14 protein-coding genes are annotated in these 12757 nt (G+C 71.1%); 5 read left to right on the forward strand and 9 right to left on the reverse strand.

Going from position 1 to position 12757, the window contains the following annotated elements; all coding sequences use genetic code 11:
* Window positions 1–442: 442 nt before the first annotated feature.
* Both ETAA1_RS10220 and ETAA1_RS31790 read left to right on the forward strand, forming a co-directional pair.
* Window positions 443–1318 carry an N-formylglutamate amidohydrolase gene (locus ETAA1_RS10220; RefSeq protein ID WP_145237201.1) on the forward strand — a complete coding sequence of 292 codons (876 nt, stop codon included), beginning with the start codon at window positions 443–445 and terminating at the stop codon, window positions 1316–1318.
* 236 nt (window positions 1319–1554) lie between these two features.
* Window positions 1555–2523 (forward strand): hypothetical protein, encoded by a 969-nt coding sequence (locus ETAA1_RS31790; RefSeq protein WP_202920810.1) that lies wholly within the window; start codon window positions 1555–1557, stop codon window positions 2521–2523.
* Window positions 2524–2626: 103 nt separating this feature from the next.
* Here the strand turns inward: ETAA1_RS31790 and ETAA1_RS10230 are convergent, their stop codons facing one another.
* From ETAA1_RS10230 to ETAA1_RS31795, 6 genes are all read right to left on the reverse strand, one after another.
* Window positions 2627–2887 carry a hypothetical protein gene (locus ETAA1_RS10230; protein WP_145237204.1) on the reverse strand — a complete coding sequence of 87 codons (261 nt, stop codon included), beginning with the start codon at window positions 2885–2887 and terminating at the stop codon, window positions 2627–2629.
* A complete protein-coding gene (larE, locus tag ETAA1_RS10235; RefSeq protein ID WP_145237207.1) occupies window positions 2884–3741 on the reverse strand; it encodes an ATP-dependent sacrificial sulfur transferase LarE in 858 nt (285 codons plus the stop codon). Before larE ends, ETAA1_RS10230 begins: the two co-directional genes overlap by 4 nt.
* Window positions 3742–3744: 3 nt before the next feature.
* Entirely contained in the window at window positions 3745–4197 is a 453-nt protein-coding gene (locus tag ETAA1_RS10240) for a universal stress protein (protein WP_145237210.1), read from the reverse strand.
* Window positions 4194–5063, reverse strand: coding sequence for an aminotransferase class IV (locus ETAA1_RS10245; RefSeq protein WP_145237213.1), 870 nt, complete (start codon window positions 5061–5063; stop codon window positions 4194–4196). The genes ETAA1_RS10240 and ETAA1_RS10245 overlap by 4 nt, the downstream gene beginning before the upstream one ends.
* Before the next feature lie 70 nt (window positions 5064–5133).
* Window positions 5134–5829 (reverse strand): hypothetical protein, encoded by a 696-nt coding sequence (locus tag ETAA1_RS10250; protein ID WP_145237216.1) that lies wholly within the window; start codon window positions 5827–5829, stop codon window positions 5134–5136.
* Window positions 5830–5846: 17 nt separating this feature from the next.
* Entirely contained in the window at window positions 5847–6356 is a 510-nt protein-coding gene (locus ETAA1_RS31795; RefSeq protein WP_202920811.1) for a DUF2752 domain-containing protein, read from the reverse strand.
* A gap of 101 nt (window positions 6357–6457) precedes the next feature.
* Between ETAA1_RS31795 and tilS the strand changes: the two genes are divergently transcribed.
* From tilS to ETAA1_RS10270, 3 genes are all read left to right on the forward strand, one after another.
* A complete protein-coding gene (tilS, locus tag ETAA1_RS10260) occupies window positions 6458–7420 on the forward strand; it encodes a tRNA lysidine(34) synthetase TilS (RefSeq protein WP_145237219.1) in 963 nt (320 codons plus the stop codon).
* 31 nt (window positions 7421–7451) lie between these two features.
* Window positions 7452–9050 carry a bifunctional phosphoribosylaminoimidazolecarboxamide formyltransferase/IMP cyclohydrolase gene (gene purH / locus ETAA1_RS10265; RefSeq protein ID WP_145237222.1) on the forward strand — a complete coding sequence of 533 codons (1599 nt, stop codon included), beginning with the start codon at window positions 7452–7454 and terminating at the stop codon, window positions 9048–9050.
* A 168-nt stretch (window positions 9051–9218) separates the two neighbouring features.
* A complete protein-coding gene (locus ETAA1_RS10270) occupies window positions 9219–10289 on the forward strand; it encodes a M42 family metallopeptidase (protein ID WP_145237225.1) in 1071 nt (356 codons plus the stop codon).
* Window positions 10290–10322: 33 nt separating this feature from the next.
* On the opposite strand, the gene ETAA1_RS10275 is transcribed toward ETAA1_RS10270, so the two are convergent.
* From ETAA1_RS10275 to ETAA1_RS10285, 3 genes are read right to left on the reverse strand one after another with little or no spacing between them, the layout of a single operon-like run.
* Window positions 10323–11165 carry a sugar phosphate isomerase/epimerase family protein gene (locus ETAA1_RS10275; protein WP_145237228.1) on the reverse strand — a complete coding sequence of 281 codons (843 nt, stop codon included), beginning with the start codon at window positions 11163–11165 and terminating at the stop codon, window positions 10323–10325.
* Window positions 11162–11944, reverse strand: a complete 783-nt coding sequence (locus ETAA1_RS10280; RefSeq protein ID WP_145237231.1) for an NAD-dependent epimerase/dehydratase family protein — start codon at window positions 11942–11944, stop codon at window positions 11162–11164. The genes ETAA1_RS10275 and ETAA1_RS10280 overlap by 4 nt, the downstream gene beginning before the upstream one ends.
* A gap of 15 nt (window positions 11945–11959) precedes the next feature.
* Entirely contained in the window at window positions 11960–12754 is a 795-nt protein-coding gene (locus tag ETAA1_RS10285) for a glycosyltransferase family 2 protein (RefSeq protein ID WP_145237233.1), read from the reverse strand.
* Window positions 12755–12757 lie beyond the last annotated feature (3 nt).

Raw genomic sequence — 12757 nt, forward strand, 5'->3', positions numbered from 1 at the left:
TTCCTGCAACACTCTTTCTTACCGCCGACTCGAGGGGTCCCCGAAACCCCCGGGGAAATTTCAGGCGAATCAGTCGTGGGCCGAACGCCGGTGATTCGTTTGGCATTTCGCTTGCGTTCGCCCCGCCGCACGCTATTGTCCCCGCCTTCCGGGACGCGGCGCAAGGGGGGACCAGTGCGCCGACCCGGCCGGGGAACCCTTATGGCCCGCCGTCTCTCCCTCGTGCTTTTCGTCGGCGTCGCCACGGCGTCCGCCTCCGGCGCCGCCCCGACCGTTCCTGCTGCCGCGGTGTCGACCGCCGTCCGCGCTACTCATGTCCCGGTGATCGACCTCACACACCTGTTCGACCGGCTAACCGTTCCCCTGGGTACGGTACCGGTTCGGGACTGACCCGGGCGCTTCCCGGCGGACACCCGGACGGGTACAGTACGGACGCGGGGACGTGAGCCGGAACAACCCGGCCGTCGGCCCGCCGCTCGACCCCGGGGTTTCCATGCTGTCCGCCCGCCGCCGGCTCGCGCTGCTCCTGTGCGCCGCCCCGCTGGCCCTCCCCGCCGCTTCCACCGCCGACGATAAGGCCGACCCGAAGTTACTCGTCGAGGTGCAGACCGGGACGCTGCCGATCGTCATCGTCGCCGCGCACGGCGGCACCGAGAAGATTCCCGGCGTGCCCGAGCGGATGGGCGTCGGCGTCAAGCAGTTCGCCACCGTCCGCGACGTGGGCACGGACAAGCTGGCCAAGGCCTACGCCGCCGACGTGGAGCGGCAGCTGGGCAAGAAGCCGTGGGTGGTCATCGCCAAGTACGACCGCAAGTTCGTGGACGCCAACCGCGCCGCCGACCAGGCCTACGAGGTGAAGGAGGCGAAGGCCTACTACGACGCCTACCACGTGCCGCTGGTCGCCGCCCTGAAGGCGGTGAAGGAGAAGCACGGCAACGGCATCCTGCTCGACGTTCACGGCCAGGGGAAGTACCCGGACGCGTTGCTCCGCGGCACCCAGAACGGCAAGTCCGTGGTGCTGTTGCGGCAGCGGCACGGGTTCGCCGCGGTCAACGGCAAGAACAGCATCCTCGGCCGGTTCGAGCGCGGCGGCAACAAGGTACTGCCGCGGGCCGACGCCGGGGAGAAGGCGAAGGAGGAGACCGGCTACACCGGCGGGTTTGCCGTCGCCAACTACGGCAGCCACACCGGCTACGGCATCGACGCCATTCAACTGGAGATCGGCACCAACTACCGCTCGGCCGACAACCTCGCCAAGACGGCCCGCGACCTGGCCGACGCCACGGTCGCGTTCCACGACGCGTACCTGAAGAAGTAGAGGACGGGAGACCGGATTCAGGAGTCAGGAAAGCCCGGGGTACACCCCCCGGGCTTTCCTCGTTTACCTGCGTCTCCCGTCTCCTGTCTCCTGCCTCCTGAGTCCCCGGCAAGTGGCGCAGACACGGCAAGAAGGTGCCGCTATCGTCCCGCCGCGTTGACCCGGGCAGGTCGGCCCCCGCGGCACCGGAACGTCGTGGGTTCCCCCGTCCGACCCGCCCGCCAGGAGACGAGGCGATGACGATTTCCCGGTACAAGATCATGGCCGGCATCCTCGGCGTGTCGCTCGGCGGGCTCGCCGTCGCGGGCCAGTGCAGCCGCCCCGACACCCCGCACCGCAGCAACGACACCCCGACCGCCGACCCGAAGGTGCCCAGCGCCGGGGCCAAGCCGGCGCCACTGCCGGCCGTGCCGCCGCCGCCGGCCGTGTTGCCGTTGCCGACCGTGCCGAGCCCTGTGACGGTGGACCTGCCGGCGCTGCCGCTGCCACTGCCCACGTCCGCGCCGTCGAAGCTGCCCGAACTGCCGGTGGCGCCGCCGGTAAAGGTCGAGGCCCCCCGGCCGGTGTCGGTGCCGACTCCGATCGTGATCCCTGCATCCGGGACGACGCTGCCGGACGTCACGCCCGCGCTGCCGCCGATGACGCCGAAGGCGGCCCCGCTTCCTGCAGTCGAGCCGATGCCCCCGACGGCCGCGCTGATCCCGGCGCCGCCCGCTACGACCGCCGTCGTCACCACGCCGGCCCTGCCGCCGACCGCGGTGCCGCCGACGCCGTCCGTCGAACCCGCCCCGCCGCGCCCGACGCCGGCCGCCGTGACGCCGGCGCCGCAGCAGCAGGCCGTTGCGGTGGCCAACCGGTTCCGCATCCTGCTGCGGGTCGGCGAGGGCGAGCCGATGTTCGAGGTCAAGAGCGGCGACGACCTGGTGTTGCGCGTCGTCTGCGAGAAGGTGGACGTGAAGAGCCCCGAGAAGGGGCAGGGGCCGTCGTCGGTCGTGGCCACGGGCCGCGTGCGGTTCGTCGGGTTTGGGGCCGAGGGGACGTGCGAGAGCCTGTCGTTCCAGGCCGGTTCCGGTGAGGTGGCGATGACCGGCGCCGTCCGCGTGCAGGTAAAGGACCGCATCGGTCGGGTCGAGTCCGAGCTGACCAGCGACCGCCTCCAATACCGGCTCGACGCCAACGCGCTACCGGGCACCCTGCGGCCGTAAGCGAGAGCGCAGGCGAGCGGCCCGCGTGAGCGGGCTGTTCCTCAGCGCCACATGGGCTGAGGAACAGCCCGCTCACGCGGGCCGCTCGCCTTTGCGCATCTGGTCAGAACCGCGGCGTCGGCCGCTCCCAATTCGCGTCGTAGGCCAGCGAGAACACCTGCTGCACCTTCTCCGCCCGGTTCGGAGCGTCGCTCAACAGCACCTCCAGCGCCTGCCGCAGTAGCTTTGCCCGCGGGTCGGCCGCGGCCGCGGCCGGGTCGGCGCCTCGGCCGACGCGGTCGAGTGTCGCGGCGAGGTCGAGCACCCGGCTGCGGGCGTCCAGGAAGAACTGGTCGAGCGCGCGGGCGGCGGGGAGCGGTGTCATGTCGGGTTCGCGGTCGGGGTGAAACGGGCCTTCAGTTCCAGCGGCACCAGCTCGTTCAGGCTCCCGGAGCGGAAGCCGTCCAGGTCGAGCGTCACGAACGTGAACCCGAGCCGGCGGAACTCGCGCGTCAGCCCGGCACGCATGTCCGCGTCGGCGAGCCGCGCGATCTCGTGGGCCGGCACCTCGACGCGGGCCAGCTCGCCCTCGTGGTAGCGGACGCGGCACTCGCGCAACCCCAGCCCACGCAGGTACGCCTCGGCGTCTTCCACGCGGCGGGTGCGCTCGGGCGTGACGGCCAACCCCGGGGCCAGCCGGCTCGACAGGCACGGGGCGGCGGGCTTGTCCCACGTCGGCAGGTTCCAGTGCCGCGCGACCGCCCGCACGTCGGCCTTCGTGAACCCCGCTTCCTGTAACGGGTGTCGCACGGCGTGCTCCGCGGCGGCGGCGAGGCCCGGGCGGTAGTCGCCGTTGTCGTCGAGGTTCGCCCCGCTGACGATCACTGGTACGCCGAGCCGTGGGAGTAGGTCTTCGACCCGCGCGTAGAGCTCGCTCTTGCAGTGGTAGCAGCGGTCGCCGCCGTTCCGCAGGTAGTCCGGGTTCTCGAACTCGTCCGTGGCGACGACGACGTGCCGGATGCCGATGTGGGCCGCCAGTTCACGGGCGGTGGCGAGTTCGGCCCGCGGCACGCTCGGGCTGTCGGCCGTGACCGCGACCGCCCTGTCGCCGAGCGCAAGGTGCGCCGCCTGTGCCACGACGGTGCTGTCGATGCCGCCGCTGAACGCGACCGCGACGCCCGGCAGCTCGCCAAGCACGGCGAGGAGCCGGTCGCGCTTTGTGATCAACTCGGGCGTCATGGCTCACTTCGCCGGCGGGCGGACGGTCAGGACGGGGCAGGGGGCGTGCCGCACGATCCGCTCGGCGACGCTGCCGAGGAGGAAGTGCGCCAGACCGGTACGGCCGTGGGTCCCGATGCACAGCAGGTCGGCCTTTAACTCCTCGGCCGCGGTCACGATCTCCGCGGCGGGGGCGCCGATGCGCACCTCGGTCGTCGGGCGCAATCCTTCTAGCCCGACGCGCTTCACGAACGCGGCCAGCCCGGCCTTACCGGCCTCGACCATGTCGGCGAGTGCGGGTGTGGTGACGGGCGTCGGCATCATCACGTCGGGGACGACGAGTGTCAGGTCTTGCACGACGTGTACGAGCGTGAGTTCGGCGCCGAACTTCGTGGCCAGCTCGGCGGCGTAGCGGACGGCGGGGACGGACGAGTCGCTGAAGTCGGTCGGAGCGAGGACTCGGCGGATGGCGATCACGGGGCACCTCCTTCCGCGGGCATTGTATCCGCACCGCGGGTGAGGGCATGGTACGCCTCGCGCACCGCGCGCGTGACCGGTCCTTCCGTGCCGTTACCGATGGTGTGCCCGTCGATGCGGACGACGCCGATGACGCCGCACGCGGTGCCGACCAGGAACACCTCGTCGGCGGTGTTGAGGTCCGACGGCGTGGGGGGCGGCTCAAGCTTCCACGGTCCCAAGTCGCGGGCCAGTTCGGCGACCGCCCGGGCTTCGACTGTCGTCGTCGGCGGGACCGGCGACACTGTGCCGCCGCGGGCGAAGAACAGGTCGCCCTCGGTCGTGCCGATCACGCCCTCCCCGGGACCACAGATCACGGCGTCGAGACACCCCGCCCGGAGGGCGTGGCGGCGTGCGGACACGATGTCCGGTCGGCCGAGCGCCTGAAGCCAGAACCGCGGCCCGGCGGCCGCCACCGGGTGCGGGTAGGTGACGACGTGGAGCCCGTGGCCGGCCAACTCCGACGGGAAGGGGTAGTACTCTTCCGCGGTGATGAACACCTGCGGGTCGAGCTTTCGCGGGTCGGGGCCGATCGTGCCGGGGCCGCGGGTGACGATGACGCGGCAGTAGCCGTCGGTGCGGTGGTTCGCACGCACGGTTGCTTCGACCGCGGCGAGCAACTCGGCCGCGGTGTAGGGAACATCGAGTTCGTAGTGCTCGGCGACGGCGAACAGTCGGTCGATGTGATCGGCGCCGCGGAACAGCCGGCCGCCGAAGACGCGGAGCGGCTCCCACACGCCGTCGCCGTAGAGGAACCCGTGGTCGAACGGGCTGACCCGGGCGTCGGCCTTGTCCACGAGCGTGCCGTTCACCCACAACAGCGACATGCGGGAAGTGTAGGAACGACGAAAGCCCGGGGACGGCTGCCCCCGGGCTTTCGAGCGTCAACGCCTTCTGTCAGCGGGCGGCGATCCCGTCGGCGGCCTTGTGGTCGATGTGGCGGAACACCACGTCCTGGGCGAGCTTGTCCAGGAACTCGAGCTTGAACTGCGACGGCGAGACGGAGTCGGCGGGGCGCGGGAAGCCGGGGTGCGAGAACGTGAAGGCGTAGCGGAACTTCGGCTCGCCGCGCTCCTCCGACGTGTCCGTCACCTCCACCGCCACCTGCGCCTTCCCCTCGTAAATCTGGTTCAGCGACCCCGGCTGGTACGTCTGCAGGCCGCTGAGCGTCATCTCGACCACGTAGTCGGCCTTCAGCCGCTGGCCGATCGACCCGGCCCGCATCCCGCGCCAGTTCGGGTTGCGCATCTTGAACGTGTCCAACTCGTGCGGCGGGATGACGGTGTAGAGCTCCTTGTTCGCCTTCCCGACCTCCGGCAGCTTCTTGGCGACGGCCGCGGCCAGCTCGCGCTCGTACCCGGCGAACTCGCCGGTCATCGAGCCGGGGGCCATGTTCGCCAGGAGGAGGACCTTGATCTCCTCGTCCTTGTCGTGCTTCGGGCCTTCCTTCGGCCGCAGCGGGTACTGGGCCGGAATCTTGGCCTCGGTCCGCAGCAGCACGAACGGCAGGGTGATCGGGTTGCACCCGATGGCAATGACCGCGGCCAGGGTCAGCCACACGCTCCGCTTGGCCCACTTCCCGGTCGCGTCCATGCGAACCCCCCCTTGACTCAGTCCAGCAGGATCACCGCCCACCGCCCGAGCGCCAGCACCAAGAATGCCGCGACCAGCAAGGTCAGGGCCAACTCGCCGCGGCGGACGAACAGCATCCGGCCCGCGAAGAGGCTCGCCACCGACCACACGAGCAGCGCGGCCCACCCCAGGGCGGTTACGGTACCGACCCAGTTCGCGGCCAGCGACGCCCGCACGTCCCCCCGGACGAGCAGGGCGAAACTGGTGGTCATCCCGCACGTCGGGCACGGCTTGCCGGTCAGGCTCACCATGTTGCACGGCGGGAGGCCGAGCTGGGTGTGCGTCGCCATCGTCCGGGCGGCCCCGTCGGGGCCGTACGGGTTCAGGTACGCCGCCACCCCAAACACCACCGCCAGCGTGACCGCGACGGCCGCGAGGCCGACCCGCACGCCCCGCGTCAGCCGCGGGTCCGGGCGGACCGGGACGGCCAGCGGGATCGACTCGGGAGGCACCGGTGTCGCGTCCTGGGGCTGCTGTTCAGCGGGCACGGATAGCCTCGGGTCCGGGGCGAATCAAGCGGAAGTCAGGGCCGGGTAGGGTATAACGGGGGTGGCCGCGGGGGCACGGGGAATTGTACCGGGGGCGGGGAATGGGGGCGCCGCTGCCCGCCGCCGTGCGGGCCTTCTTCGCCGAGCACCGCATCACCGGGCCGGGCGTCGTCGCCGTCTCCGGCGGGGCCGACAGCGTGGCGCTGCTGCGGGCGCTGGAGGGTGTCGAGCCGTTGATCGTGGCTCACTTCCACCACGGGTTACGCGGCGCGGAAGCGGACGCCGACGCCGCATTCGTACGCGAGCTGGCCGGGCGGCTGGGGTGCCGCTTCGAGCTGGGCGGCGCCGACGTGCGGGCCGCGGGTGGGAACCTGGAAGCAGCGGCGCGGCGGCTCCGCTACGGGTGGCTCGCCGAGGTGGCCGCGGCGACCGGCGCCGCGTGGGTGGCGACCGGCCACACGGCCGACGACCAGGCGGAAACGGTGCTGCACCGGCTCGTGCGAGGGACCGGACTGCGCGGCCTGCGCGGGATTGCGGCGGCGATGCCGCTCGGGACGGTACAACTCGTCCGCCCTCTGCTCGCCGTCGGCCGCGTGGACGTGCTCGCGTTCCTCGCCGACCTCGGCCAGCCGTTCCGCACCGACACGTCGAACGCCGACCCGCGCTTCACCCGCAACCGCGTCCGCGCCGAACTCCTGCCGCTGCTGACAACCTTCAACCCCGCCGCCCCCGCCGCGCTGACCCGTGCCGCCGAGCAGTCGTCGGAAGCGTTCGACCTGATCGATCGTCTCGCCGCTGAACTCCTCGGCCGCGCCGAGTTGCCGCGCGCCGGCGACCTCGTCATTCTCGACTCCGCCGCGATCGTCGGCGCGGTGCCGCTGCTGGCGCGTGAGGCGTTCCGTCGCGTGTGGGAGCGTGAGGGCTGGCCGACGAGTCAGTTCCGCGCCGCGCACTGGCACCGACTGCTGGCCGTGGCCCACGGCGACCCCGCGGCGGCTGATTTCCCCGGCGGCACCTGCGCGCGGCGGGTCGGGCGGGTGGTTCGGCTCGGGCGGCAGTCGTAAAACACCCGTCTTCGTTCCCGCCGAGGCCGCCATGCTCCGCCCGATCCGCCGCGCCCTGCTCAGCGTCTCCGACAAGACCGGCCTCGTCGACCTCGCCACCGAACTCGCCACGAAATTCGGCGTCGAACTGGTCGCCACTGGCGGCACGAAGAAGGCGATCTCCGACGCCGGTCTGCCGGTCAAGGACGTGTCCGACCTCACCGGCTTCCCGGAAATCCTCGACGGCCGCGTCAAGACGCTCCACCCCGCACTGTACGCCGGCCTGCTCGCCCGCCGCGACAAGACGGAGCACATGGTCACGCTCGCGGCGCACCAGTTGCCCGAGATCGACCTCGTCGTCTGCAACCTGTACCCGTTCGAGGAAACGGTCGCGGAGGAGGGCGTGACCGAGGCGCAGGCCATCGAGAAGATCGACATCGGCGGGCCGTGCATGGTCCGCGCCGCGGCCAAGAACCACGACGCCGTCGCCGTCCTCGTCGAGCCCGAACAGTACGACGACTTCCTCCTCGAACTCAAGAACCACGACGGCCAACTGCCGAAGGACTTTCGCAAGGAGTTGGCGTTCGTCGCGTTCCAGCGCGTGACGCAGTACGACGCCGCCATCGCCGAGTACTTCCACGGCCTGATGCCGGACGCCGAGCCCGACGACGAAGCCGACGAGCCCACCGAGTGGGCGGACGAGATCGACCCGCCGTTCGACCTGAAGCAGACGCTCCGCTACGGCGAGAACCCGCACCAGAAGGCGGCGTTCTACGTCGAGCCCGACCTGGAGCACCCGTGCGTCGCGTCGGCGCTTCAGCTGCACGGCAAGGAGCTGAGCTACAACAACATCCTCGACCTCGACTCGGCACTGAACCTGGCCCGCGAGTTCAGCGCCCCCGCCGCCGTGGTGGTGAAGCACAACAACCCCTGCGGCGCCGCCACGGCCGCGTCGCTGGCCGACGCCTTCCGTCAGGCCTGGGACGGCGACCCGCTCTCCGCCTTCGGCGGCATCATCGCCTTCAACCGACCCGTCGATGCGGCTACCGCCGCGGCGCTGACCGACCCGACCGCCAAGCGATTTGTCGAGTGCGTCATCGCCCCCGACTTCGAGCCCGCCGCGCTTGCTGCCCTCCGCGGCTGGAAGGAGAACGTTCGGCTCCTCCGCACCGGCGAACTCACAGGCGGACCGGAGGGACTCGACTACCGCCGCGTCGACGGCGGCCTGCTGGTGCAGACGCGCGACACCGGCGCGGACAACCCCGACGCCTGGAAGGTAGCCACGAAGCGGAAGCCGACGGACGCCGAGGCCGCGGCGCTGCGATTCGCGTGGCTGGTGTGCAAGCACGTGAAGAGCAACGCCATCGTGCTGGCGACCGGCACGCAGGTGGTCGGCGTCGGCGCCGGGCAGATGAGCCGCGTGGTGTCGGTGGACATCGCGGCGAAGAAGGCCGGCGACCGCTCGAAGGGGAGCGTTCTCGCGTCCGACGCCTTCTTCCCGTTCCCGGACAACGTGGAGTTGGCGGCGGCGGCCGGCGTCACGGCGATCGTTCAGCCCGGCGGTTCGGTCAAGGACGCCGACAGCGTCGAGGCCTGCGACAAGCACGGCATCGCCATGCTGTTCACCGGCGTGCGGCACTTCCGCCATTGAAAGGCAGAATCCGATTTAACCACAGAGTCACAGAGAGCACCGAGGGAAGACAGAAACCCGAGTCGAAGCAGAGTTAGAAATCAATCTCCTGCTTTCGCTCTGCTTTCTGTCTTCCCTCGGTGCTCTCTGTGACTCTGTGGTTAATCTTCTTTCCACGAGCCAGACTACATGGAACACACTTCACACGACTTCCTCCGCCGCCTGCTGGACACGCCGAGCCCGTCCGGGTTCGAGCAGCAAATCCAGCAGGTCGTCCGCGACCACGTTCGCGACTTCGCCGACGAGGTGACCACCGACCGCCACGGCAACGTCTTCGCCAACCGCTTCCCCGACGGCCGCCCCGCCGACGCCCCGCGGATCCTCCTGGCCGGCCACTGCGACCAGATCGCATTGATGGTGCAGCACGTCGACGACGCCGGCTACCTGTACGTGCAGCCCATCGGCGGCTGGGACATGCAGGTGCTCCTCGGCCAGCACCTCACCGTGTGGACGAAGACCGGCCCCGTCGCCGGCGTGGTCGCCCGGCGGGCGATTCACCTGCTGAAGCCGGAGGAGCGGACGAAGGTGCCGGACTTCGCCGACGTGTGGGTGGACATCGGCGCGAAGGACAAGGCCGACGCGGAAGCCGTGGTGCGGCACGGCGACCCGGTGACGTTCGAGCTGGGGTACCGGCCGCTCCGCAACGGCCTCGCGGCCAGCCCGGCGATGGACGACAAGGTCGGCCTGTGGGTGGTGATGGAGGCCGTGCGGCTGCTGAAGGGGAAAACCCTGAAGGCGGCCGTGTACGGCGTCTCGACGGTGGCCGAGGAGATCGGCCTGCGCGGGGCGACGACCGCGAGCTACGCCGTGGACCCGACCGTCGGCATCGCCGTGGACGTGACGCACGCCACCGACACGCCGGGCAACGACAAGAAGACGCAGGGCGACATCAAGTGCGGGGCCGGGCCGGTGCTGTTCCGCGGGCCGAACATCAGCCCGCGGGTGTTCGACCTGCTCGACGAGCTGGCGAAGGCGCACGGCATCCCGGTGCAGGTGCGCGGCGTGCCGCGGGCGACGGGGACGGACGCGAACGCCATCCAAATTAGCCGGGCCGGCGTGGCGTGCGGCCTGCTGGGCATCCCGAACCGCTACATGCACAGCCCGGTGGAGGTCGTCCACCTCGACGACCTGACGAACGCGGCGAAGCTGCTGGCGGAGTTCTGTCTGGCCGTCGGGCCGGAGACGAACTGGATTCCGTGACGCGGTCGTGGGGCCGGTTTTCAGCCGGCCGGTTCACGCCGGCCGGTTGGAATCCGACCCCACTCTCGAGTACACGTCGCGGACGAGCCGCACCGCATCGGATACCGCATCGGTCGTGAACGGCGTCGGCTCCCGCATCTCCACCGACACCCACTCCGCGTACCCGCGCTGCTTCAACTCGCCGGCGAACGCCGCGTGATCGACCGCGCCTCGCGCCCCGGGGGCCGCCAGGTCCGGCTCGCTGACATGGAAGTGCCCGAGCAGCGCGAAGCCGGCTTCGAACGTCTCTCGGAGCGGGTCGCCGGCGAGCGTCATGCACGCCGTATCCAGGTGCAGTCGAAACGCCGGGTGGTCGACGACGCGGACCAGCTCGACCGCATCCGCGGCCCGCGTGACGAAGTCGGCCCCGTACCGCGGCGGATTCGCCTCCAGCACCACGGTCGTGCCGGCGTCCGCGGCGTGCGCCGCGAGGCGGCGGAAGAATGGTACCGCGGTGTCACGCGCCGCCGTGCCCGGCAGGTCGCCGCGGCGGCGGTTCTTCGGCGAGCCGAACACGCACGCCCCGGCCCCGAGCCGGCCGCACGTCGCCAGCACGCGCCCCAGGTATTCCAGGGTTCGCTCGCGCACCTCGGCGGAATCGAACAGCGTGAGGTCGGGCCGCCCGAACAGGAGTGCCTGGGCCGCGACGACGGCGAAGCCCTGGTCGGCCCACCACTCGCGGGCCGCGTCCACGTCCGCGGGCGCTGCCGCCGACGGGTCCGCGAACAGCTTCGTCGGCGCCACCTCGACGGCCGTGACACCGAGTTCACGGAGCGCGGAAAGCACCGCCGGCTGCTCGGCGACCGGCCAGGCGATGTTCGAGACGGCCAGCTTCACGCCGCGAGCCTCGGGGCGGTCCGCTGGGCGGCGACGAAGCGCGTCAACCCGGCGAGCACTTCATCGCGTGTTTCCAGGTAGTCTCCGCGGCCGCCGAACAACTCGGCGTGCGCCGTGCGCACGTCGAAGCACGCCGGTCGCGTGCCGGGGTCGTTCGTGAAGTCGCGGCCGAACGCCGCCCGCGCCACCTCGCGCACCGTGACCGGCGCCGTCGCCAGGTTGACGCGCCGCAAGCCGGCGGCGAGGGCCGTCTCGATGTCGCGGCCGAGTCGGGCCAGGTTGTAGAACTGGTAGCTGGCGCCGGCGTGAACCTTGTCCAGCCGGTTGTCGTGGAGGAGGTCGTACAGGGCGTTCTTCTTCAGGCCCGGCCCGTACAGCCCGGGGAGCCGCACCGCCAGGCTGCGCGGGAAGTGCCACCGCACGCGGCGCTCCAACTCCCACCGGTGCTCGCCGTACGGCGTCGAAAAGTTCGGCTCGATCATCGAGCCCTCGTCCACGCAGATCGGCGTGGCGTACACGGCCACGGTCGAGATCACCACGCACTCGTCGGCCCGGCACTGTTCCAGGTTCGCCCACAGCCGTTCGAGGTTGGCGCGGTCGGCGACCGGGTCGCGGTTGGCGACCCACATCTCGGCCGGCATCGCGCTCACCACCAATCGGCGGAACCGCTTCCCGCGGATGGCCTCGATCGTCTTGGAGTTGAAGACGGCGTCGAACCGGTGCTGCGCGGCGAGGTTGCCGCCGACGAACCCGGTGTGGCCGACGAGGGCGTCCGACATGGCAATCTCCGCGTATCAGGGGTTGAACCGGCCGAGGCACGCGGCGAACAGGCACCGCAGAACCCGCAGGTTGCCGCGGACCGGACTGATCTTCGTCGGCGTCGGCCCGTGTCGCGGGTATCGGCGCGCGACCGGGATTTCCTTGACCCGGAACCCGAGCCGGGCGGCCCGGATGGCCAGGTAGTAGTGCAGCTCGTAGCCGGGGAACACGTCGCGGAACGCCGCCACCCGCGGGTCGGCGAGGAAGCGGGCGCTGTAGCCGCGGAAGCCGTTGGTCGTGTCCGTGTAGCGGAACCGGCTCGCCAGCGACACCAGCGGTGCGTGAACGAGCTTCACCCCCAGCCAGCGCGACAGCGGCAGGTTCTCCGACACGCCGCCGGGGACGAAGCGCGAACCCTGAACGTGATCACAGCCGGCTCCCAGGGCGGCGACGAACCGCGGAATCGCGTCGGGGCCGTCCTTGCCGTTGCCGTCCATCGCCACGACGCCGCGGTAGCCGCGATCGAGCGCCCAGGCGAAGGCCATTCGCATCTGCGCACCGAGCTTGCCGGCCCCGGTCTTCGTCAGCAGCGTGTTCACGCCCAGGGCTCGGAGCGCCTCACGCTCCGTCGAGCCGTCGGTGCTGCCGCCGTCCGCGACGACCACGTCGGCGAGCCCGGCGCAGTGCTCCCGCATGGCGGCGAGTTGCTTCGGGAGCTTGGCGGCCTCGTTGATGACGAACACGCACACGCAGTAGTCCGTGGCGCGCGGCGCGAACTCGTCGGCCGTGAAGGCCGGCACCTGCCGCGGCTGGAGGAGCGCGTCGGGCATCAT

This window comes from Urbifossiella limnaea (assembly GCF_007747215.1).
GTDB lineage: Bacteria > Planctomycetota > Planctomycetia > Gemmatales > Gemmataceae > Urbifossiella > Urbifossiella limnaea.